At 66.8% G+C, this 20972-nt stretch carries 19 protein-coding genes; 10 read left to right on the forward strand and 9 right to left on the reverse strand.

Features of this window, described 5'->3' with window-relative positions; translation table 11 throughout:
* The first annotated feature begins 45 nt into the window (after positions 1 to 45).
* A complete protein-coding gene (locus tag M1D55_RS07305) occupies positions 46 to 750 on the forward strand; it encodes a TetR/AcrR family transcriptional regulator (RefSeq protein ID WP_456280517.1) in 705 nt (234 codons plus the stop codon).
* Positions 747 to 3344, forward strand: a complete 2598-nt coding sequence (locus M1D55_RS07310; RefSeq protein ID WP_456280518.1) for a PEP/pyruvate-binding domain-containing protein — start codon at positions 747 to 749, stop codon at positions 3342 to 3344. Before M1D55_RS07305 ends, M1D55_RS07310 begins: the two co-directional genes overlap by 4 nt.
* Positions 3345 to 3392: 48 nt before the next feature.
* On the opposite strand, the gene M1D55_RS07315 is transcribed toward M1D55_RS07310, so the two are convergent.
* Positions 3393 to 4997: a methyl-accepting chemotaxis protein gene (locus tag M1D55_RS07315; protein ID WP_232204587.1), complete on the reverse strand. Its 1605-nt coding sequence runs from the start codon at positions 4995 to 4997 to the stop codon at positions 3393 to 3395.
* A gap of 169 nt (positions 4998 to 5166) precedes the next feature.
* Between M1D55_RS07315 and M1D55_RS07320 the strand changes: the two genes are divergently transcribed.
* Together M1D55_RS07320 and M1D55_RS07325 are read left to right on the forward strand one after the other, a co-directional pair.
* Complete coding sequence (locus tag M1D55_RS07320) at positions 5167 to 5520, forward strand: thioredoxin family protein (protein WP_456280519.1); 354 nt, start codon at positions 5167 to 5169, stop codon at positions 5518 to 5520.
* Entirely contained in the window at positions 5517 to 6155 is a 639-nt protein-coding gene (locus M1D55_RS07325) for a DinB family protein (RefSeq protein ID WP_456280520.1), read from the forward strand. Before M1D55_RS07320 ends, M1D55_RS07325 begins: the two co-directional genes overlap by 4 nt.
* Positions 6156 to 6328: 173 nt before the next feature.
* On the opposite strand, the gene M1D55_RS07330 is transcribed toward M1D55_RS07325, so the two are convergent.
* From M1D55_RS07330 to M1D55_RS07345, 4 genes are all read right to left on the reverse strand, one after another.
* Positions 6329 to 7354, reverse strand: a complete 1026-nt coding sequence (locus M1D55_RS07330; protein WP_456280521.1) for a CDP-6-deoxy-delta-3,4-glucoseen reductase — start codon at positions 7352 to 7354, stop codon at positions 6329 to 6331.
* Between the two features lie 17 nt (positions 7355 to 7371).
* The gene (locus M1D55_RS07335; protein ID WP_456280522.1) at positions 7372 to 8166 is read right to left on the reverse strand and encodes an SDR family NAD(P)-dependent oxidoreductase; all 795 of its coding nucleotides are present in this window, start codon (positions 8164 to 8166) and stop codon (positions 7372 to 7374) included.
* Between the two features lie 66 nt (positions 8167 to 8232).
* Positions 8233 to 10113, reverse strand: coding sequence for a TRAP transporter large permease (locus tag M1D55_RS07340; protein WP_456280523.1), 1881 nt, complete (start codon positions 10111 to 10113; stop codon positions 8233 to 8235).
* 8 nt (positions 10114 to 10121) lie between these two features.
* Entirely contained in the window at positions 10122 to 11141 is a 1020-nt protein-coding gene (locus tag M1D55_RS07345) for a TRAP transporter substrate-binding protein (protein WP_456281321.1), read from the reverse strand.
* A 453-nt stretch (positions 11142 to 11594) separates the two neighbouring features.
* On the opposite strand from M1D55_RS07345, the gene M1D55_RS07350 reads away from it, so the two are divergent.
* Positions 11595 to 12587 (forward strand): aldo/keto reductase, encoded by a 993-nt coding sequence (locus M1D55_RS07350; protein WP_456281322.1) that lies wholly within the window; start codon positions 11595 to 11597, stop codon positions 12585 to 12587.
* Between the two features lie 40 nt (positions 12588 to 12627).
* Here the strand turns inward: M1D55_RS07350 and M1D55_RS07355 are convergent, their stop codons facing one another.
* A complete protein-coding gene (locus tag M1D55_RS07355; RefSeq protein WP_456281323.1) occupies positions 12628 to 13353 on the reverse strand; it encodes an AraC family transcriptional regulator in 726 nt (241 codons plus the stop codon).
* Between the two features lie 189 nt (positions 13354 to 13542).
* Here M1D55_RS07355 and M1D55_RS07360 point away from each other — a divergent pair, with 189 nt between their 5' ends.
* Positions 13543 to 14448, forward strand: a complete 906-nt coding sequence (locus tag M1D55_RS07360; protein WP_456280524.1) for a DMT family transporter — start codon at positions 13543 to 13545, stop codon at positions 14446 to 14448.
* Complete coding sequence (locus M1D55_RS07365; RefSeq protein WP_456280525.1) at positions 14445 to 15431, forward strand: ATP-binding protein; 987 nt, start codon at positions 14445 to 14447, stop codon at positions 15429 to 15431. Before M1D55_RS07360 ends, M1D55_RS07365 begins: the two co-directional genes overlap by 4 nt.
* 101 nt (positions 15432 to 15532) lie before the next feature.
* Here the strand turns inward: M1D55_RS07365 and M1D55_RS07370 are convergent, their stop codons facing one another.
* Positions 15533 to 16675, reverse strand: coding sequence for a sigma-54-dependent Fis family transcriptional regulator (locus tag M1D55_RS07370; RefSeq protein WP_456280526.1), 1143 nt, complete (start codon positions 16673 to 16675; stop codon positions 15533 to 15535).
* A 197-nt stretch (positions 16676 to 16872) separates the two neighbouring features.
* On the opposite strand from M1D55_RS07370, the gene M1D55_RS07375 reads away from it, so the two are divergent.
* The 3 genes from M1D55_RS07375 (at position 16873) to M1D55_RS07385 (ending at position 18895) form a co-directional block, all read left to right on the forward strand.
* Positions 16873 to 17781, forward strand: coding sequence for a LysR substrate-binding domain-containing protein (locus M1D55_RS07375; RefSeq protein WP_456280527.1), 909 nt, complete (start codon positions 16873 to 16875; stop codon positions 17779 to 17781).
* 143 nt (positions 17782 to 17924) lie between these two features.
* Complete coding sequence (locus tag M1D55_RS07380) at positions 17925 to 18461, forward strand: PCC domain-containing protein (protein ID WP_456280528.1); 537 nt, start codon at positions 17925 to 17927, stop codon at positions 18459 to 18461.
* The gene (locus M1D55_RS07385; RefSeq protein ID WP_456280529.1) at positions 18458 to 18895 is read left to right on the forward strand and encodes a PPC domain-containing DNA-binding protein; all 438 of its coding nucleotides are present in this window, start codon (positions 18458 to 18460) and stop codon (positions 18893 to 18895) included. Before M1D55_RS07380 ends, M1D55_RS07385 begins: the two co-directional genes overlap by 4 nt.
* Before the next feature lie 170 nt (positions 18896 to 19065).
* On the opposite strand, the gene M1D55_RS07390 is transcribed toward M1D55_RS07385, so the two are convergent.
* Complete coding sequence (locus tag M1D55_RS07390) at positions 19066 to 20274, reverse strand: aminotransferase-like domain-containing protein (protein ID WP_456280530.1); 1209 nt, start codon at positions 20272 to 20274, stop codon at positions 19066 to 19068.
* Positions 20275 to 20410: 136 nt separating this feature from the next.
* Positions 20411 to 20905, reverse strand: coding sequence for an SRPBCC family protein (locus M1D55_RS07395; protein ID WP_456280531.1), 495 nt, complete (start codon positions 20903 to 20905; stop codon positions 20411 to 20413).
* Positions 20906 to 20972: the final 67 nt, after the last annotated feature.

Consider the following 20972-nt stretch of genomic DNA (forward strand, 5'->3'; position numbering starts at 1 on the left):
ACGAAGCATAAAATTGCACGACGTTCAAATTTAAGCGACGTGCAAATGGAAGCCTCGTCTCAGCGCACCATCCAGACCCCGTTCGACCCACCCATCGACGCCAGCGCCGCTCCGCCGCCCGCGGGGCGACGTCAGCGCAAGCGCAACCAGACGCTCGACCATCTGGCGGCCACCGCCTTCGATCTGTTCGAGGCGCATGGCTATGACGCGGTGACGATGGAGCAGATCGCCGCACAGGCCGACGTGGCCAAGGGCACGCTGTACAACCACTTCCCGGTCAAGGAGGCGCTGCTCGCCCATCAGTTCCACGGCGAGCTGGCCGCGGGACTGCAGCAGCTGCGGGCCGCGCTGGACGGGCTGGGCAGTTTCCAGGCACGGCTTTGCTATCTGCTGTCGGCTTCGGCCGACTGGTGCGAGGCGCGCCGCGGCTACCTGCCGCACTATCTGCGCTTCCGCTTTCTCGATCTCGGGCCGGGCCGCTTCGGGCAGAGCGACGGTGAAGGGGCGCCGGGGCGCAGCGGCATGGACCTCGCCTTCGATGCGTTGATGGCGGCGGGACAGCAGAGCGGCGAGCTGCGCCGCGACCTGCCGTCGGGGCAACTGGCCACGCTGTTCCATCATTTGTATCTGGGCGCGCTGATGCGCTGGCTGGCAGCCTCGGAAAGCGATCTGCGCGCCGAGTTCGCGGCGACCGTCGACCTGTTCTTCCACGGCGCGGCACGCGCGGCCGAGCCGGAGGACGCGTCATGAGCGCCCTGCTGCTCGACTGGCGGGCTGCCGCGGCGCAAGGCCCCGCCGCGGCCGGCGGCAAGGGCTGGCAACTGGCGCTGATGGCGCAGCTCGGCGTGCCCGTGCCCGACGGCTTCGTAATCCACGCCGAGGCCAGCCGCGGCCGGCGCGCCGGCGATCCGGTGCCCCAGGCCTTGCGCGACGCGCTCGCGCGCGAGCTCGCGGCCCGGGATTGGGAGCGGACGCCGCTGGCGGTCCGCTCGTCGGCGCCGCAGGAAGATTCGGCTCAAGCGTCGTTTGCCGGCATCCATCTGTCGCGGCTGAACGTGACCGGCGTCGATGCCGTCGCCGAGGCGGTGCAGGCGGCATGGGATTCGGTGTGGGAGCCGGCTGCGGTCGCCTACCGGCAACGCCTCGGCCTCGATGGGGAGCCACCGGCGATGGCGGTGGTCGTGATGCCGCTGCTGGCCGCGGTGGCGGCCGGCATCGCCTTTACCTGCGATCCGCTGTCCGGCCGCGACGACCAGTTGCTGATCCACGCGCATTGGGGCCTGGGCGAGGCGCTGGTCGGCGGACAGGCCGACGGCGACGAGTATCGGCTGCAGAGCAACGAAAGCACCGATGGCGACGACGCGCTGCGCGTCATCGCGCGCCGCCTGGGCGGCAAGCAAAGGATGACGCAACTGCTGCCTGGCGGCGGCACCACGGCGATCGACACGCCCGCGCAGCAGGCCGCCCAGGCGGTACTGTCCGACGCGCAGGCCATCGCGCTTGGCGAACTGGCGCGCGATGCCGCCGGCGCGCTCGACTTCGCCAATCCCCGCTACGACATCGAATGGGTCTGGGACGGCGAGCGTTTCTGGATCGTGCAGGCGCGGCCCGTCACCGCGCGGGCGCGCCACACCTATCCGGCGCTGCGCGAGCAGCCGCGCTACTGGTCGCGCGGCAATACCCGCGAGATCATGCCCGATCCGCTGTCCGCGCTGGACTGGCACGGCTGCCGCACGATGGCGAACCGGATGCTGACGCTCGGCTTCTCGCTGTCCGGCTATCCGATCCTGCCCGGCACCGAACACGCGGCGCTGTTCGACGGCCGCCTGTATCTGGACGTGTCGCTGATGCAATGGGAGTGCTACGACGCGCTGGGCGTGCGTCCCGACGCGGTCAATCGCCTGCTTGGCGGCACGCAGCCGGAGATCGCGGTGCCGCCGCCGACCGCGGGCGACCGGCTCGCCCGCGGCCTGCGCATGCTGCGCTATCTGGCGCGCTCGCCGCGCCAACGCCGCCTGGGCGAAGCCGCGCTGGCGCGCGCCGCCGAGCAGGCGCGCCAGTGGCGCGAACAAGCGTTGCCGGACGACCCCGCCGCGCTGGCCGCGCTGCTGCGCGAGCAGTTCCGCACGGTGGCGCAGGCCGATCCGCTGTTCTTCCTGCAGGGGTCGGCAGGGGGCACGCTGGCAGGGCTTGTCGATCTGGTCGAGAAGTACTGCCCCGGCGAAGGCTATGCGGTGACGGCGGCGCTGATGGCAGGCGGCGAGCCGAGCGTGACCGCACAGCAAGGCTATGCGTTGATCGCGTTGGCCGAGACCGCCGCGGCGGACGCCGAAGCGCTGGCCTGGCTGCGCGGTCCACAGCGCAGCGGCGCCCAGTGGGCGCAGCAGCTGCCCGCGCACAGTCCCTTCCGGCGAGCATTCGCCGAGTTCCTGGATCGCTACGGCCATCGGGCCACCGCGGAAAGCTATGTGCGGCAGCCGCGCTGGCGCGAGGCGCCCGACTATCTGCTCGATACCGTGCTGGGGATGATCGGCAGCAACGCCGAGGCGGTACGGCAGCGCCAGCGCGTTGCCGCGGCGCAGGCATGGCAGCGGCTGCGCCGGGCGATCCCGCCGCTGGCGCGGCCCGCGATGCTGGCGGTGCTGAAGCGATTGGTGCGAGTGGCCACGCGCGAGTGCAATCAGCGCGAAGCGGCGCGCAGCGCGTTGATGCGGTATCTGGAAGCGGTGCGCCGTACCGCGCTCGCGCTGGGCACGCAACTGGCCCGTGGCGGCAAGGAGGACGGATTCGAGCGGCCCGACGATGTATTTCATCTGACCGCATTCGAATTGCTCGCTGTCGCCGAAGGGCGCATGCCGCTGCGGCATGCAGCGCGGCGCGCGGCACGGCGGGCCGAGGTGCTGGCCGATCAGGCGGACCGGACCGAGCCGGCGGTGATCGTCGAACAGCCGGGCGCGTTGCCGGCGGTGTTCTCGTCCGCGGAATCGAGCGCCACGTACGTGGCCGATGCGGCCGCCGGGCGCTGGTCCGGCACGCCGGTCGGCGCCGGGCAGGCGCGCGGACCGGCCTGCGTCGCGCGCAGCCCACAACAGGCGACCGGGATGGCGAACGGCGACATCCTGGTCGCGCCGAGCACCGATCCGGCCTGGACGCCGCTGTTCCTGCGCGCGGGCGGCCTGGTGATGGAGACCGGCGGCTACCTGTCGCACGGCGCGATCGTCGCGCGCGAGTTCGGCATTCCGGCGGTCGTCAATCTGCCGGGCATCCTGTCGCAGCTCGCCGACGGCGACATGGTGGCCGTCGACGGCAACCGCGGCACCGTACAGCGGGTCGCCGCGAGCTAGTCCTTCAGGTCCTTCAGGTCCTTCAGGTCCTTCAGGTCCTTCACGTTCTCAAGCCGCCGCCAGCTGACCGCGGACAGCCGCCTGGGCCTTCGACGGCATCGCGGCGTCATGGCCCGCCGCGAGGCGGAACATCGCCACCGTGTCGAGCAGGCGCGTCGCCTGTTCGTCCAGCGAATGCGCCGCGGCCGCGGCCTCTTCGACCAGCGCGGCGTTCTGCTGCGTGACCTGGTCCATCTGGCCGACCGCCTGGTTGACCTGCTCGATGCCGCGGCTCTGTTCGCCGGTGGCCGCGGCGATCTCGCCGATGATGTCGGACACCTGCTTGACCGCCTGCTGGATCTCGTTCATGGTCGCGCCGACGCTTTCGGCCTGCGCCGAGCCGGTCCGCACGGTCGTCACCGAGGCGTCGATCAGCTCCTTGATTTCCTTGGCGGCGGTCGACGAGCGCTGCGCCAGCGTGCGCACCTCGCCGGCCACCACCGCGAAGCCGCGGCCCTGCTCGCCGGCACGCGCCGCTTCGACCGCCGCGTTCAGCGCCAGGATGTTGGTCTGGAAGGCGATGCCCTCGATCATGCCGGTGATCTCGGCGATGCGGTTCGAGTTGGTGCTGATCGCGCCCATCGTTTCGACCATCTGGCCGGTGGCGACATGGCCGTGCTGCGCGACGGCGGCGGCGTTGTCGGCCAGCGTGCTGGCCTGGCGCGCGCTGTCGGCGTTGTGGCGGACCGTGGTGGTCAGCTCTTCCATGCTGGAGGCCGTCTCTTCAAGCGACGCGGCCTGCTGTTCGGTGCGCGACGACAGGTCGGCGTTGCCGGCGGCGATCTGGCGTGCGGCCACGCCGACCGAATCGCTTGACTGGCGCACCTCGCGCATCGCTGCGGCGACACGGTCGAGCAACGCATTGAAGCTCTGCGCGGTACGACCCACCTCGTCCAGACGGCGCACCGGCGAACGATGGCCCAGGTCCAGCGTTTCGCTGACATGCTCCATGCTGGCCTGCATCTCGCCCAGGCTGTCGCGGATGCGGCGATACAGCAGCCACGCCAGCACGGCCACCACCAGCACGGTCACGCCGATCACGGTGCCGAACACGCGCACCGCGATCGCGCTGGCGCGCTGGTTCTCGGCCACCGAGTCGTCGCCCATCTTGCTGTTGAAGTCCAGATGCGCGTCGATCTGCTTGCGCAGCGCGGCCGATGCCAGATGCAGCTCGCCCGACGACAGCATCGCATGCAGGCCCGCGGTGTCGTTGGTGCGCGAGAGCGTGAAGAACGCGGCATGCTGGGCGCGATAGCGCGCCAGCGCGGCACGGTCTTCTTCCAGCAGCTTGCGGTCGGCATCGTTGGAGATGTCCTCGCGCTCGTATTTGGCGGCCAGCTCGTCGAAGCGTGCGATCGCCTTGGCGACCTCTTTCTCCGCGTCGTCCTTGGCAGCCGCATCGTCGGCGAGCGCGTGGCGGTACAGCTGCACCCGGATCGCGGTGGTACTGTCCTTGATCGCATTGAGCCGGCGCACGCTGGTCAGCGTGTTTTCGTTGAAGTACTCGAGGCGTTGTTCGGCCTGGTTCAGTTGCCAGATGCCGCCGAGGCCGACGACGAGCATGGCGAGCAGGGAAAAGAACAGCGTGAAAAGCAGACGTTGACTGATGTTCATGATGGGCCAAGGGGACGGCTATCATCAAAAAAGCGACTCAGTAGCCGCTTAATTCTGATGTTAGTGTGGTTTCATTCAGGGTTTACGTCAGCCCTGGCGCACACTTGAGCCGCGCTTGGCGTGAATTTCGCTAGTTCAGGGATATCGAGGACAACGACGGAGACGACAAATGGCCATGTCCGAAACCTATATGGCGATCGAACCGCCACGCGAGGATATCGACGCGCTGCCCGGCGCCGCGGTGCTGGAATTCGGCGCGCCCTGGTGCGGCTACTGCATGCGGGCGCAGGGGCCGATCGCCTCGGCCTTCACGCGCCACCAGCAGGTAAGGCACATCAAGGTCGAGGACGGCAGCGGCCGTCCGCTGGGCCGCTCGTTCCGCATCAAGCTGTGGCCGACGCTGGTGTTCCTGCGCGATGGCAAGGAAGTGGCGCGGCTGGTCAGGCCGACCGACGCGGACGAAATCGAGAAGGCGATGCGGCAGATCGACCGGATGGCCGGCGACGAGGCGGCCGCCGCATGACCGAGGCGCGGGTCGGCGCGGCTCTGTTCCGGTCCGCCGGAGGGAAACAGCGGCGTCATGGTTGTCGACGTGCCGCGGCGCTCGGTACATTTCGCCATGCGTTCCGCCACGCCGAGCCCAAGCGCCCCCACGACATGATCGACGCCGCCACCCTTGCCGCCCTGCGCGACTTCCCGCGCCAACTGGAAGCCTTCTACGCGGCCGTTCCGGCCAAGCATCGCAACTGGTCCCCGGCCAGCTGGAACGGCGTGCCGAGCGAGCCGTTCACGCCGATCGGCCAGCTGTGCCACGTTCGGGATATCGAGATCGACGGCTATCACCGGCGCCTTGAGCGCGCACTGAGCGAGACCCACCCGCTGCTGCCGTCGATCGACGGCGACGCGCTGGCAATCGAGCGTGCCTATGCGACGGCCGATGGCGCGCAGGCGCTCGCAGACTTCCGCGCGGCGCGCGAGAAGACCGTCGCGCTGATCGCCGGGCTGGACGATCGGCAGCTTGCCCGCACCGCAGAGTTCGAGGGTTACGGGCCGCTGACGGTCCGCAGCCTCGTGCACTATCTATGCAGCCACGACCAGCAGCATCTGGCGGGGATGCAGTGGCTGCTGGGGAAGATTCACGCCGAGCCGGCGGCCTGAGGCGCGCGGCTGTCCGGAACGCCTGACGCTGCGAGAGGCGCTCGCCCCGCCCGCCGTAGCCACGGGCCGGTGCGCCGCCGATCGCCTCCGCCCCCTGTGGTCGCGCCCAAGGCAGCGCAGGCGGAGCACGCAGCGAACGCCGCAGCCATTCATCGCACCATCGAGATCGTCAACTAGGGCGCTGCGGCGGCCGGCAGGAAGGCGTCGGCGAAGAAGCGCTCCCCAGGCAAGCCTCGCGCAGCGACGAAATCCCGTCGTGCAGCGTCGACCATCGCCGGTGCGCCGCAGGCATAGACCTCGTGATCGCACAGAGCGGGCAGATCTTCCATCACGGCGCGATGGACCAGCCCGGTGCGCCCCTGCCAGCCGTCGCCCTCCATGGATTCCGACAACACCGGCACGAACCGGAACCACGGCAGGTCGGTCTCCCACTGCCGCGCCAGCGCTGCCAGATATAGGTCATCGCACCGTCTTCCGCCCCAATACAGCGTCATCGGGCGGACCAGCCCCTTGGCGCGCGCCGCTTCGACGATCGCCTTGATTGGCGCGAAGCCGGTGCCGGAGGCCAGCAACACGATCGGCCTGCGGCTCTCCTCGCGCAGATAGAACTGGCCGAACGGCCCTTCCAGGCGCAGGATGTCGCCCACGCGCAATGTGTCAAGGGCGCGCGCACTGAACGCGCCGCCCGCGATGCGCCGGACATGGACCTCGATGCAGCCGTCCTCGGGCAAGGCCGTGGCAAGCGAGTAGCTGCGGCGCAGCCCTTCACGCAGGATCAGATCGACATACTGCCCGGGCCGGTAACGAAGCGGGGGCAGGGCCGGCAGCTTGAGCCGGAGCGCCGCCACATCGGGCGCCATGTTGCGGATCTCGGCGACCCGGCACGGCATGCGGCGGACCTCGGCCCCCGCATTGTCCGGCGCGGTCAGCTCGGCCTGGATGCGGAGATCGCTGCGTGCTCGCGCCAGGCATAGGAGTGCCCCGCCCAGCGCGCGCTGCGCCGGCGCGAGCGTTTGCGCTTCGCGCGCCCCGCGCACGATGTCACCGCTGACCACCAGGGCCATGCAGTCGCCGCAGGACCCTACGCGGCAGCCGTGCTTGAGCGCCACGCCCTGGCGCAACGCGGCCGCAAGTACCGTTTCGTCGGGTTCCACGCCAAAGCACTCGCTGGAGCCGGCCACTGTCACGGAAAACGCCATCGTCGCCACCCCGCTGCCTAGATTTCGAGCACGCCGGCAGCAAGGAAGCCGCCGTCGACCGCCAGGGTTTGTCCGTTGACATAGGAGGCCGCGTCCGAGCACAGGAAGCCGACCACGCCTGCAATCTCCTCCGGTTGCCCGTAGCGCCCCGCCGGCACCGAACGCGTGTAGTTTTCCCGTGCCACCGGAGAATGGAGGGCTTGCGTCAGCGACGTGTCGATCGGTCCCGGGGCAACACTGTTGACGGTAATGTTGTGCGGGGCCAGTTCGATGGCGATCTGCCGCGTCAGTCCGATCACGGCGGCCTTCGACGTACCATAAGCAGTGCGACCCGCGCTGGCGCGGATCCCGCTGACCGACGCGAGGTTGACGATGCGGCCCCACTGCCGCGCCGACATCAACCGCGCGGCATGCTGCGCGCACAGGAACGCCCCAGTGACGTTGATGTCGAAGACCTTGCGCCAGTGTTCCAGCGGATAGTCCAGGAATGCATAGGTCTTGGCGATGCCTGCGTTGTTGACCAGCACATCGCAGCGGCCTAGCTGGGCGTTCAGGTCCGCGAATGCCTCCGCGATGGAATCCGGTTCGCCCACGTCGAGCAGTTGCGGATAGGCCTCGAAACCTTCGCGGTTCAGCACGCCCGCCAGATCGGCAGCCGCGTGCAGATTCAGATCGGCGATCACCACGATATGGCCGTCCGTCGCCAGCCGCCGCACGATGGCGGCGCCAATGCCAACGGCGCCACCGGTCACCACGGCCACCCGGCGGGACGCCGGCCCTTGGCCGGGGTCGTATAGATGGGGTCGATTCAAGGAAGGTCCTCCAGAGATGGGACGATGCAGGAGCGTCCGAGACGACCGGACGCCCCGAACGTCCGCTTAGTCGAGAAAGCCGATCGACAGCCACGGCACGCAAGCGATCACCACCAGTGCGACCAGCAGCGCGCCCAGGTAAGGCCACACGCGGCGCATCACGCGGTCCGGCTCGATACCGCCGATCGCGCACGCCGCGTAGAAGCCCACGCCCATCGGTGGCGCGAACAGGCCCAGCCCCATGGCCAGAATCACCACGATGGCGTAATGCACATCGTGGATACCCAGCGAGCGCGCCACCGGGAACAGCAATGGGCCAAACAGCACGATGGCGGGGATACCCTCGAGCAGGCTGCCCAGTACGATGAAGGCCACGATGGAGATCGCCATGAAGGCGTACGGCCCGCCCGGCACCTGCTGCATCAGGGCGACCAGCGAGGCCGAGAAGCCCGATTGCGTCAGCGCCCAGGCCATCGACGTGGCCAACCCGATGATCAGCAGGATGGCGCCGGACAATGCCGCCGTATCGAGCAGGATGCCGTACAACCGCCGCCATTCGACGCGGTTGCCCAGCAGATGCATGCCGAGCGCGGCCAATGCGGTATAAGCAATGCCGATGGTCGATACCTCCGTGGCCGTGGCGGCGCCCTCGATCACCACGGTACGGATCAGGATGGGGAGCGCCAGCGCGGGCAGCGCGGCAACAAAGGTCCGGGCGATCTTGCGCGCGCTGGCCCGCTTTTCCAGTTGTCCGGACTCGCCTCGCGCGCGTAGCCAGCACACCGCGGCGATGGCTAACGTGGCCACCACCGCAGGCACGATTCCGCCGATAAACAGCGCTGTGATCGACACCCCGCACACGGCTCCGATGGTGATCAGGACAAGGCTGGGTGGAATGGTCTCTGTCATCGCGCCGCTGGCTGACAGCAACGCCACCAGCTCCTCCGGCTTCGATCCGCGACGTTTCATCTCGGGGAGCAACGCGGGCGCCACGGCCGCCATATCGGCGGCCTTCGATCCCGAGATGCCGGACACGAGGAACATCGCGCCCAGCAACACGTACTGCAAGCCGCCGCGTACGTGGCCGAGCAGCGCCGCCATGAAGTCGATCAGCGTGCGGGCAAGCCCGCTTAGTTCCAACAGCGCGCCGAGCAGCACGAACAGCGGCACGGACAGCAGCACCAGATGGGCCATGCCTTCGTCCATGCGGCTGACCACGATCCCCAACGGCGCATGCGTGACCGACATCAGATACCCGAGCACGGCCACGCCGAAGCTGAACGCGATCGGTACACCTCCCGCCACGCAGGCGCCCACCAGTATCACGAAGAACAGCACCAGGTTGTAATTGCCCAGTGCCAACAGTACCGGCTGCGCGAGCCACAATGCGCCGGCGATGGCTCCGACGGTGGCCAGTGCCGCCGCCAGCTGCGCGCCGGTTACCTCGCTAGCCAACCGCGATACCGCCGCCAGCAGCATCAGCAGCGCGCCCACCGGCAAGGCCGCGCTGCGAATGCCGTCCGGCAGTTGCAACGCCGGCGTGGTGATCGGCATCTGAAGTTCGGCGTGCTGGAGCGCTGGGCCGACGATCAACGCGGCGAATACGCAGACGGTCGCGCCGCTGACCGCCTCCAGCCAACCGCGATAGCGGGGCGGCAACCGGTTGGCGATCGCGGCAAGCCGCATATGGCTGCCGCGATGCACCGCCAGCACGGCGCCGAGCATGGCGAGCCAACTGAACAGGATCGACGCGAGTTCGTCCGACCACATCAGCGGCTGGTTCAGAACGTAGCGGTAGTACACCCCGCCGAGCAGGACGCAGGTTTCAGCCAGTACCAGACAAGCGGCCGCGAAGCCGACCAGCTGCATGATTCGGTCTACGGTCCACGACAGCCAGCGCGGCGCGCAGCCTACCGCCGGAGGGGTCTTGTTGAGAGTCAGTTCCATGGTGCGGTTCACCCCAGCTTGCCGGTGTATTTCTCCAGCGTGGCCCAGGCCTGGTCGCCGAAGCGCTGACGCCATTCCGCATAGAAGCCACCCACCCGCAGCCGCTGACGGAACGCTTCGGCATCGACCTCGTTGAACTGCAGCCCCTTGCCCTGCAGCTCGGGGCGCAGCGACGCGTTCAGACGCGCGACATCGGCGCGCTCCTGCAATGCTGCGTCATTGATCGATGCGCGCACGATGTCCTGCAGATCTTTCGGCAGCCGGCCGAAGGAGCGGGCATTGGCCAGGAACCAGAAGCCGTCCCACATATGGTTGGATTGCGAGCAGTACTTCTGCACCTCGTAGAGTCGCGCCGCCACGATGGTGGCGAGCGGATTCTCCTGGCCCTCCACCACCTTGGTCTGCAACGACGAATAGACCTCGGCGAAGTTGATGCTGGCCGGCGATGCACCCAGCGTGCGGAACATCGAAGTCCATAGCGGGCTCATCGGCACCCGCAGTCGGATGCCTTTCAAATCGTCCGGCTGCCGTACCGGCCTGGTGCTGGTGGTGATCTGCCGGTAGCCGTTGTCCCAGATCCTGTCGAACGCGATCAGCGAGGTCTTGGCGATCTCGGCGCGTACGCGCGCGCCCACCTCGCCGTCCATCGCCGCCCAAACCTGGCCATAGTCCTTGAACGCAAAACCGATGCCGCTTATCTGCGCGGCGGGCACCAACGTGCCGAGAATCAGCGGCGACAGCGTGAAAAAATCGACGGCGCCCGAGCGCACCTGCGACAGCATGTCGGTATCGCTGCCGAGCTGGTTCGCCGGGTAGATCTGCAACGACACGCGGCCGCGCGTTTCGCTCGCAATGCGCGCGGCCGCCTCCTTGGCGCGAACATTGAGCGGGTGCGTGTCGGGCAGGTTGTTGGCGTACTTGAGCGTGAATTCGGCGGCCTGGGCCGGAAGCGCGCCGGCGCCCAAGGCAGTGGCCGCGGCGGCGAAAGACGTGCGCAACAAAAAATCGCGACGGGATAGCGAGGACATAGGCGTCTCCTGTTTTCTTTTGACTATGACCTCGCCGCCAGTTGTGCGACGAGGCGTCCATTCATAGCAATTTGAAGGCCAGCGGCATGGCAATGCAGGCAGGTCTGTGCAGCGCACGGACGCACGCCGGCAAACGCTGGATTTACCTGGGATTGCGCGCGATACCTGCCGTTGGCCCTGGTGGAGCCGCGCATCGCGGCGGGGGCACGACGGACACAACTGGCCGTCAACTGTCGAGCCGATGCGACACCTGTCTCATTGCCGCATCCGATGCCCGGCCGGCGGGTCGTGTCCATGGGCGGTCCAGCGGTCCAACGGCCGGTGGCAGGGCAATTGCTTGTCACGCCGCGGCAAGGTGGCCCGGACGTCGACATCGCGGCGAGCCCCCCTTGTCGTCTTCGCATCCCGTCCCGTTAGCGGCGACGGAAATTCAAACCCTTCGATGAGGACATGATGCTGCCGACACGATCTTTGGGGAGCCAGGGCCTGGTGGTAAGCGCTCTGGGTCTTGGCTGCATGGGCATGAGCTACGCCTACGGGCCCGCCGACGAGGCGGAATCGATCCGCACGATCCACCGCGCGCTTGAACTGGGCTGCACCTTCTTCGATACGGCCGAGGTATATGGGCCCTATTTGAACGAGGTACTGCTGGGCCGGGCGCTGGCCGGACGCCGCGATGGCGCAGTGATTGCGACCAAGTTCGGCTTTAGAGTCGACTCCGCCGGCAAGATAGCGGGCACCGACAGCCGGCCCGAACATATCCGCTCCGTCGTCGATGCCAGCCTGCAGCGGCTCGGCACCGACCATATCGATCTGCTGTATCAGCACAGGGTCGATCCGGCCGTGCCGATCGAGGATGTGGCCGGCACGGTCGGCGAGTTGGTCAAGGCGGGAAAGGTGCGCTATTTCGGGCTGTCCGAGGCGGGGCCGCGAACCATTCGGAGGGCGCATGCGGTGCATCCCGTCACCGCGCTGCAGAGCGAATACTCGCTATGGGAGCGTGATATCGAGAGCGATATCCTTCCCTGCCTGCGCGAACTAGGCATCGGGCTGGTACCTTTCGGCCCGCTCGGTCGTGGCTTCCTGACCGGCACGGCGCGACGCGCCGAGGACTTCCCCGAGGGCGACAGCCGCCGCACCTCCGACCCGCGCCTGCAGGGCGCGAACTTCGACGCCAATATGCGGCTCGCCCGGATCCTGCAGACCTACGCCCAGCGAGCAGGTGTCTCCGCGGCGCAGCTGGCGCTGGGGTGGGTGCTGTCGCGCGGCAGCGATATTGTCCCGATCCCCGGCACGCGGCATGTGCGGCGGCTCGAAGAAAATCTGGCGGCGGCGTCGGCCGCTGTCGATCCTGCACTATTGGCGGAACTCGATGCGGCAATGCCACGGGGGGCGACTACCGGGCCCCGCTACACGGGACTAATGGAAAGCCTGGTCGATCGTTGATTCCGCTTGGTGCTGTTGGAGGGGGTGGCAATGCTGCCCCCTACTGACAAAAGCGCGACGGTGTCATGCCGAAATGCCGCTTGAACATCGCCGTGAAGGCACTCTGGCTGTTGTAGCCATGATCCATCGCCACCGTCAGGATCTTGTCGCCGCGCGCCAGCCGTTTTAGCGCGAGCAGCAGTCGCGCCTGTTCCCGCCACTGGCCGAACGTCAGGCCGGTTTCGCTGCGAAAGCGCCGGTGCAGCGTTTTCTCCGAGCGGCCGATCATTGCAGCCCATTCGCTTACCGCGCGCGCATCGTCCGGCGCGCGCAGCAGCGCTTCGCAGATGGCGCGCAGCCGAGTGTCGCGCGGCCATGGGAGATACATCGGCAACAGCGGAGCCGCTGGAATCTCGGCCAGCAGCAAGCGCATCAGAAGATCGTGCCGCGACGCGGGAGCGTAATCCAGAGGCACGCCCACCGCAGCGACAAGCAACTCGCGCAGGAGCGGATGAATCTCCACCACGCAGCTTTGCTCAGGCAATGGCTCGGCCATGTCCGGCTCGACAAACACCGAGTGCATCTTGACGTCGCCGCTCATCTGCACCGTGTGATCGAGCCCGGCTTCGAGCCATACGCCCCGCGTAGGCGGCACGACCCAGGAGCCCCGTTCCGACTCGATATGCATCACGCCCTCGACGGCGTAAAGCAATTGCGCGCGGCGATGCCGATGCGGGGAGATGACAGTGCCATGGGGATACCAAGCGGCCATCGCAGAGACCGGCATCGACGTGGTTTCGTAAGGCAGGTGCGCGTGCGGATCGGTCGCAGCGATTGTCCCTTTCGCGATACGGGTTGACATATTGGAGTTAGACAGGCGGTTTCACTGGCTGGCACGATGGCCTGGCGGCGTACATGCCGCGATCGACGTGATTACCATCATAAGCAATAGCGCGCCATGAACCAATCTTCCGCGATGAACCCACCGCATTTCCTGATGCCGCTTGCGGCCGTCGCGCTGTGGGCCGGCAATGTGATCGTGTCCAAATTGAGCGCATCGGCAATCGATCCGGTGGCGGTGACCTTCTATCGGCTGTTGCTTGCCACCGCGTTGATGAGCCTTTGGCTGCTGCGCCCGACATGGGCGAACCGCGCCGTGGTGCGCCGCCAGTTGCCGCGCCTGGCGTTGCTGGGATTTCTCGCCATGACGCTGTTCCAGCTGCTCTCGTACGAGGCGGCCAAAACCACCACCGCCACCAATATGGCGATCATCACCGCGCTGGTTCCACTGCTGACCATGGCGCTCGGCAGCCCGCTGCTGCGCGAGGCGCCCACCGTGGGCATGGTCGGCGGCGGACTGCTTTCCCTGATCGGCGTCGTGCATCTGATCTCGCGGGGAGAGCCCGCCCATTGGCTGAGCCAGAGCTTTCATCCCGGCGATCTGCTGATGCTGCTCGCGGCGCTGGCCTATGCGTTATACGGCGTACTGCTCAAGCGCTGGGAGTTGGGGCTGCCGGCGTGGCAGTCGACATACGTGCAGGCCCTCGCCGCATTGGTCTTCATGGTGCCGATGGTGCTGAGTCTTCCGGCCAGCGCGCGAGTGCCTACCGCCGCGAGCTTGCCGTTGATCCTCTATGCCGGCGTGCTCGCCTCCGTCGTGCTGCCCTATCTTTGGATGCGTGGCGTGCACTACCTCGGACCCAGCCGCTGCGCCATGTTCATGAACCTTCTGCCGCTGTTCACCGCAGCACTGGCGATATTGATGCTTGATGAAGCGCTGCACCGCTACCACGTGATCGGCGGTGGCCTCGCCCTGCTCGGCGTGGTGCTGGCGCAGCGATTGCGCGCGCCGATGCAGGCAACGGACGCGGTGCGGCAATGAAGGCCCATCTGCGCGACTCAGCGCCCGACCCGTACGCGGCAGCGGTCACGCCAGCCTCCGCGCCGGAAAGCGGAGCGGGACTCCACGCCACGATCGTCGCCGAACTTGCACGCATTGCGCGCGCGGTCGAGATGTTGAGCGGCACCGCATCGCCGCCTGCCGTGGACTTCGACGCGGCGATAGCGTTCCGCTGGCGAGGGCTCGATGGCTCTGGTCGCGTGCCGCCGCTGGAACCGATTCGGGAGCCGGCGCTGATTGGCTTCGACGCATTGCACAACATCGACCGCCAAGTAGAGGCGGTGCGGCAGAACACGCGGCAGTTTGTGCTCGGCCTCGGTGCCAACCACGTGCTGCTGACGGGCGCGCGCGGTACCGGCAAGTCGTCGATCGTCAAGGCTTGCCTGCATGCGTTCGCTCCGCAGGGACTGCGTCTGATTGAAGTGGACAAACCTGGCCTCAACGAACTGCCGCGCATCGTCGAGTTGGTGCGCCGGCGCCCCGAGCGCTTCATCGTGTTTTGCGACGATCTGTCGTTCGATGTCGGAGAAACCGGCTACAAGACCCTGAAAACCGTGCTGGATGGCTCGGTCGGCGCCGCTCTTTCCAATGTGCTCGTGTACGCTACCTCCAACCGACGCCATCTATTGCCCGAAAGCGCGAGCGACAACGTCGGCACCGCCCTGGACGAGAACGGCGAACTGCATCCGGGCGACGCGGTGGAGGAGCGCATCTCGCTGTCGGAGCGTTTTGGTCTGTGGGTGACCTTCTACGGCTTCGGCCAGCGCGAGTATCTCGCCATCGTCGAGAGCCGGCTGGCAGCGCTCGGATTCGACTCCACGGCGATCGAGGCGGCGCGTGAACCAGCATTGCAGTGGGCGTTGGCACGCGGTGCGCGTTCCGGCCGTGTGGCGGTGCAGTTCGTACAGGACCATGCCGGTCGAATGGCGTTGACGCGCGGCGCGGGATCGGTTTCGAACGATTGAACGCCACGCATGGTGCGGCGTGGAGGCGGGGCGGCGAACCGTGCCGTCCCCCGCCTTGATCCCTGCGACGTCGGCTGGTCGGGCCTCAACGCACCGCGCGATCAGCCCATCGTCAGCAGCAGGTCGCTGCCAACGTCCCGCAGATGAGGAATACGCAACTGCCGCAGCTTGCGATAAAGCGAGGCCCGGCACATTCCCAACTCACGCGATGCTGCCGAGATATTCCAGCGACTCGCGGTCAGCGCGCGGATGATGTTCTCGCGCTCATCGCCGGTCGGCGCTTGCGCTTCGGTGCCGTTGCTCGGAGCCGCTGGCAATCCGTAGGCTTGGGCCAGTCTCGGGACCGTGACGGAATGCCGGCCGAGTTGGCCGGAAAACACCGAAGCCGCGCTGCCCTTCCCGGCCAGCGCGACATGCGGCCGACCGAAATTGGCCAGCACGTTCGGGGGCAGATCGCAGGCGCGAATGCGGTCGCCGCTCTTGACTGCCCATGCATACTGAATGGCCGAGCGCATCTGGCGCAGATTGCCGGGCCAGCTATACGTCGTCATGATCTCGCGCGCCTCGTCGTCCATCACGCTGGCGGCATTGGCACCTTGCGCCTCGGCGGCCAGGATGGCGTCGAGCAGCCAGGCGCGATCTCGCCGCGCACGCAGCGGCGGGAGATGCACGATGCCAACCGCAATGCGGTAATACAAGTCCTCGCGGAAGGCACCGGCCTGGACGCGCATTTCGATGTTCTGGTGCGTGGCACAGATCAGCTGCAAGTCGACTGTGATCGGCGCGGCCGATCCGATCGGCGTCACCTCACGTTCGGACAGCACGCGCAACAGCCTTGTCTGCTGGGCGGCGGGCATATCGCCGATCTCGTCGAGGAACAACGTGCCGCCATGCGCCTGCACCACCTTTCCCTTCATTCCGGTGGACAGGGCGCCGGAAAACGCGCCGCGCTGATAGCCGAATAATTCGCTTTCAATCAGATTTTCGGGAATCGAACCGCAATTTACTGATACCAGCGAGGCATCGCGGCGATTGCTGTAGGCATGCAATGCGCGCGCCAGAAATTCCTTGCCGGTTCCTGTCTCTCCGAGAATCAAAATGGGAAGCTTGCGGTCTATCAGCAGGCGGGCCCGATCTAGGGTGGCAAGCATCGCCGGGTCCTCGCCGCATAGCTGGGACAACGACGGCCAAGCCGGGCGAATGGTGGGTTCGCGTGTGTAGTCCTGGGGATCACGGGCTTTCATGGCGTCCCTTATTTAGTGGTTATCGGGCATCGCGCCGGCTTGTGACCCGGCGATGGCGATGGCGGCGCGCCGCTTCGGCTGGATGCGCCACGGTAAAGCATAGCGCGGTATATTTATGACCGCCAATACGTTATGATGCTTTCAGTCATACCGCCACGATATCAATTGAATTCATCGTTCGCCGCTTGGATTCGTACATGGAGCTAAGGCAGCTACGTTATTTCGTGGTATTGGCCGAGACCCTTCACTTTGGCCGCGCCGCGCGCATTCTCCATATTTCCCAACCGCCGCTTTCGCGCCAGATTGCCATGCTGGAAAGCGAGCTCGGCGTGGTGCTGTTCGAACGCACACGCCGCAATGTGCAGCTTTCCGCGGCGGGACGCCGCTTCTATCGCGATGCCAAGACCGCGCTGGCCACGGTGGACCAGGCGCGCGCCCATGCCACCGCGGCCAATATCGGCGAGGAAGGCACGCTGGTTGCCGGCTTTATGTTCGCCGCAGCATATAGCATCCTTCCCACGCTGACGCGTGCCTACGCGTTTGCGTTTCCGCGGGTCACGTTGAAATTGAGCGAGAACATTCCCACCTCGCTGGTCAACGACCTGCGCGCGGGCAAGGTGGATGTCGGCATCATGTATCCGTCCGATGCCGGAGTGGAATTGGAAACGCGCACCATCTTCCGCGAGCCGCTGGTCGCGGTGCTGCCCGACGATCATCCTCTGGCCGAGCGCAGAGCCATTTCGGCATCCGAATTGCGCGGTGATGACTTCATTATCTCGCCGCAGGGCGCCTCCCCCTTTATCTACAACACCATCGTCGAACATTGCCGGCGATCCGGATTCACGCCGCATATCCGCCTGGAAACCAACTACCAGCAGACCATCGTCAACCTGGTGGGGCAGGGCCTCGGCGTAGCGTTGGTGCACAGCTCGATGCAGACCTCCCACGCGGACAACGTGCGTTTCATTCCGCTGCTCCAGCCCCCCTATATCGACGTGGCGCTGGTGTGGAGCGCTGACACGGTCAATCCCTGCGTCGGGCGCTTTATCGAAATGGCCGATCAACTCGGCATGCCGGCACAGCTGTCCCAGACGACAACTGTTTGAAAAGCTGCGACAACTGTCGCAGCGTTTTACGCAATGCAGTCCTGCAAGCCGCTTGAATCGGCGGGTTCACCATGGAACAGGCGCGATGGGTCCTGGGCATTCAAATTGCTAAACAATCGCACCCTCAACTCCGGTGTTCAACCATGCTTTCCCAACCACGAACGTTCCGCCATCCTGGCCCATCCGCTTACCCGCGGGTGCAGGCCGCGGAGGTAGGAAAGACGCGCGAGCTGCGCGTCGAGATTCCCTCAGGCAGCAACGCCGGCGCGGTATTGCGGCATGTCATCGACCATCACGGCCTTCACAGCGGCTGCGGTCGCATCCTGCATGGGTCGGCGTGCCGCCTTCAGTATCACGTGGTGGTCAAGGCCGACGCCGGCGACCGGCCTTATACGTATGGCGCACCGCTCCTCGATGCGGGCGAGGCGACCGCGCTGCACGGCACCTTTACTATCGGCCGCGATGCCGCCGGAGGGACGGCGCTGCACTGTCATGCCGCTTTCCTCGGCTCCGACCATCTGCTGCATGGGGGGCATGTCATCCTGGATCGGCTGATCGTGGGCACCACACCGCTGCTGGTCCGAATGACCGCGTTCCAACGCGGCGGTTTCGAGCACTTCGCGGACACCGAGACCCTCTTCACGCTTTTTGGACCGAAAGTCGAGGAGGCGCGGTCATGATCGCCGGTCCCGAAATCAAGCTGGAGAACGGCGAATACGGCCGCACCCTGGTGGCGCGCCTCAAGCCCAACGAAGATCTGATCGAAGCGCTGGAACGCTTGTGCCGGCAGTACGGCATTGCCCATGCAGTGGTCCGCAGCGCTGTGGGCAGCCTCGTCGACGGTTGCCTTGCCCATGCGCGCGACTCCGCCGCGCTGATCCGCGTTCCCGGGCCCGGCGTGGAGATCGTCAGCCTGACCGGCGAGGTGCGCCTGCAACGCGACGGCGATGGCGCCGCGGGTCTGACCGAGCTGACCGCCATCCTGTCCGGTGTCGACAGTCAGGTCTTTGCCGGCCGTCTAGTGCGCGGCTCCAATCTGTCGTTTATCACGGTGGAATGCGTGCTGCAGGAGTGGTTGCCGCAGACGGATGCCGCGCCGTCCAATCCGTCATAGGGTTGCGTTGGGCCGCCGCAATCGCGCGATGGCGGCGGCCCATGCGGTCATCGGAAGCTCCATCACGTCGCCGCAACGGTCGCGTTGCTGGTCCATCCATGACGGCAAGGCAGCGGCACGTCCGCCCCCCCTGATGATGGCCCGTTCCGGCCGCATCGCGCCCGGCCACCCTACTGCCCTCGCTGCAGGTGCGACCGCACCACCTCCGCCAGCCGTGCCACCCCGTCTTCGATCTGCTCCGGCGATGCGGTGGTGAACGACAGGCGTAGCGTGTCATGCCGGGCCGCCAACGGATAGAACGACGCGCCAGGCACGAAGGCGACACCCGCCTCGATTGCGTCGTGGAACAGCCGTGCGCTGTCCAGACCTCCGGGCAAGGTCAGCCACAGGAACATGCCGCCAGCGGGACGGGTCCACGTGACGCCGTCCGGCATGTGCCGCGCGAGACTGGCCAGCATGGTGGCACACTGGCGACGATACCGCTCGCGCAAGCCGGCGACATGCCGCCCGCGGAAGCCGTCGGTGAACACCTCATGCACCAGCCGCTGCATCAGGCCCGCGGTATGCAAGTCGCTGGCCTGCTTGGCCTGCACCAGTTTGATCGCCAGTTCCTCGGGGGCGACCAGATAGCCCACCCGCATGCCCGGCGCCAGTACCTTGGAGAACGACCCTAGATAAACCACCTGTTCGGGTGCCATCGACAGCAGCGATGGGGGCACCGGGGCGCCATAGCTGAGCTCGCCATACGGATCATCCTCGATCAGCACCACGCCGCGGCCGCGCACGCGGCGCACCAGTTCCGCGCGGCGTTGCGCGGAAAGGCTCCGTCCGGTGGGATTCTGGAAATTGGGCTGCGTGTAGAGGAGGCGCGCGTCGCTGATCATGGCCTCGTCCAGCGCCGACGGCAGCAGCCCCTGTGCATCGATCGGAACCTGCGCGAACCGCGGCTCGTATTGAGCGAGTGCCTGGACCGCTCCGAGGTAGGTTGGACTTTCCACCAGCACCTTGCTGCCAGGATCGACCAGCACACGCGCAACGAGGTCGAGCCCCTGTTGCGAGCCGGTCGTGATGATCACCTGCTCCACCGCGATGCGCCGCCCAGCACGGCTGTGCCACGCGGCAATGGCCTCGCGCAGCGGCGTGAAGCCTTCGCTCGGCCCGTACTGGAGCCCGGCGATGGCGTCGTCGCGCAGGATCCGCGCCGCAGCCTCGCGCAGCGGTGCAGCGGGCAGTGCCAGAGGGGACGGCAGCCCGCCTGCGAACGAGATGATGTCCGGGCATTCTGCCACCTTCAGCAGTTCGCGCAGCGCGGACGGCTTCATGCGGACGGCGCGTTGCGCGAGCGTCCAATTGCCAGCCGGCGGTAAGTGTCTATCCATGTCGGATCGCCTCAGAGCATTGCGGGAAAGGAGGCCGCCGCACGGAGCGGCGGCGGCGTGTTTGCCGGAGGCGCGCTGCCCGCTGGACCACCGCAGTCGCAGGGTGACGCCATACGGCGGCGCGGCCTCGTCAACCTTACTGCTTGTTGAACAGCTCGCGCAGGTTGCCCATCGCCATCTTGAGGAAGCCCTCGGCGAAGGCGTCGAAGGCCGGCTGGTCCTTCGGATCACCGGAACGCGCCTCGCCGACAATACGGTAGATGGCGGTGCAGGCATTGTCACCGCGCGGGATCACCTCCATCGACGCCCACATGTTGCCGATATCGAACGTCGTGTAGATCAGCGTCCAGGTCATCGTCATGGCGTCGTCATTGCGCGAGTTGAGCTGTTCGACGACCAGGTCGCCGCCGGTGAAGAACTTGTTGCGCAGCGAGCGCAGGCCGGTGGCAGTACCGGTCATCTCGATACGCTCCAGTCCGGTGACAAAGCGGTTGTAGCCGTCGAATCGGCCTACCACCGCCCATACCTTGCGCGCGGGAGCGTCGAGGTCGGCGATGCCCTCGTGCAGCCTGGTATCGAGGTTGCGGATCAGCGTATCGGGTTGCAGTGTGGTGCGGGTCTTTTGCAGCATGGTGCTCTCCTGGTTGAAGAAAAATGCAGCGGGAAGTACGGCAACAACATCGCCTACAGCAGCCACG

Source organism: Cupriavidus sp. JZ107, assembly GCF_053903255.1.

Excerpts from the sequence above, each read along its gene's own strand:
- M1D55_RS07305 (WP_456280517.1), top strand. The coding sequence starts at position 46 with ATGGAAGCCTCGTCTCAGCGCACCATCCAGACCCCGTTCGACCCACCC.
- M1D55_RS07310 (WP_456280518.1), top strand. The coding sequence starts at position 747 with ATGAGCGCCCTGCTGCTCGACTGGCGGGCTGCCGCGGCGCAAGGCCCC.
- M1D55_RS07315 (WP_232204587.1), bottom strand. The coding sequence starts at position 4,997 with ATGAACATCAGTCAACGTCTGCTTTTCACGCTGTTCTTTTCCCTGCTC.
- M1D55_RS07320 (WP_456280519.1), top strand. The coding sequence starts at position 5,167 with ATGGCCATGTCCGAAACCTATATGGCGATCGAACCGCCACGCGAGGAT.
- M1D55_RS07325 (WP_456280520.1), top strand. The coding sequence starts at position 5,517 with ATGACCGAGGCGCGGGTCGGCGCGGCTCTGTTCCGGTCCGCCGGAGGG.
- M1D55_RS07330 (WP_456280521.1), bottom strand. The coding sequence starts at position 7,354 with ATGGCGTTTTCCGTGACAGTGGCCGGCTCCAGCGAGTGCTTTGGCGTG.
- M1D55_RS07340 (WP_456280523.1), bottom strand. The coding sequence starts at position 10,113 with ATGGAACTGACTCTCAACAAGACCCCTCCGGCGGTAGGCTGCGCGCCG.
- M1D55_RS07345 (WP_456281321.1), bottom strand. The coding sequence starts at position 11,141 with ATGTCCTCGCTATCCCGTCGCGATTTTTTGTTGCGCACGTCTTTCGCC.
- M1D55_RS07350 (WP_456281322.1), top strand. The coding sequence starts at position 11,595 with ATGCTGCCGACACGATCTTTGGGGAGCCAGGGCCTGGTGGTAAGCGCT.
- M1D55_RS07355 (WP_456281323.1), bottom strand. The coding sequence starts at position 13,353 with ATGCCGGTCTCTGCGATGGCCGCTTGGTATCCCCATGGCACTGTCATC.
- M1D55_RS07360 (WP_456280524.1), top strand. The coding sequence starts at position 13,543 with ATGAACCCACCGCATTTCCTGATGCCGCTTGCGGCCGTCGCGCTGTGG.
- M1D55_RS07365 (WP_456280525.1), top strand. The coding sequence starts at position 14,445 with ATGAAGGCCCATCTGCGCGACTCAGCGCCCGACCCGTACGCGGCAGCG.
- M1D55_RS07370 (WP_456280526.1), bottom strand. The coding sequence starts at position 16,675 with ATGAAAGCCCGTGATCCCCAGGACTACACACGCGAACCCACCATTCGC.
- M1D55_RS07375 (WP_456280527.1), top strand. The coding sequence starts at position 16,873 with ATGGAGCTAAGGCAGCTACGTTATTTCGTGGTATTGGCCGAGACCCTT.
- M1D55_RS07380 (WP_456280528.1), top strand. The coding sequence starts at position 17,925 with ATGCTTTCCCAACCACGAACGTTCCGCCATCCTGGCCCATCCGCTTAC.
- M1D55_RS07385 (WP_456280529.1), top strand. The coding sequence starts at position 18,458 with ATGATCGCCGGTCCCGAAATCAAGCTGGAGAACGGCGAATACGGCCGC.
- M1D55_RS07390 (WP_456280530.1), bottom strand. The coding sequence starts at position 20,274 with ATGGATAGACACTTACCGCCGGCTGGCAATTGGACGCTCGCGCAACGC.
- M1D55_RS07395 (WP_456280531.1), bottom strand. The coding sequence starts at position 20,905 with ATGCTGCAAAAGACCCGCACCACACTGCAACCCGATACGCTGATCCGC.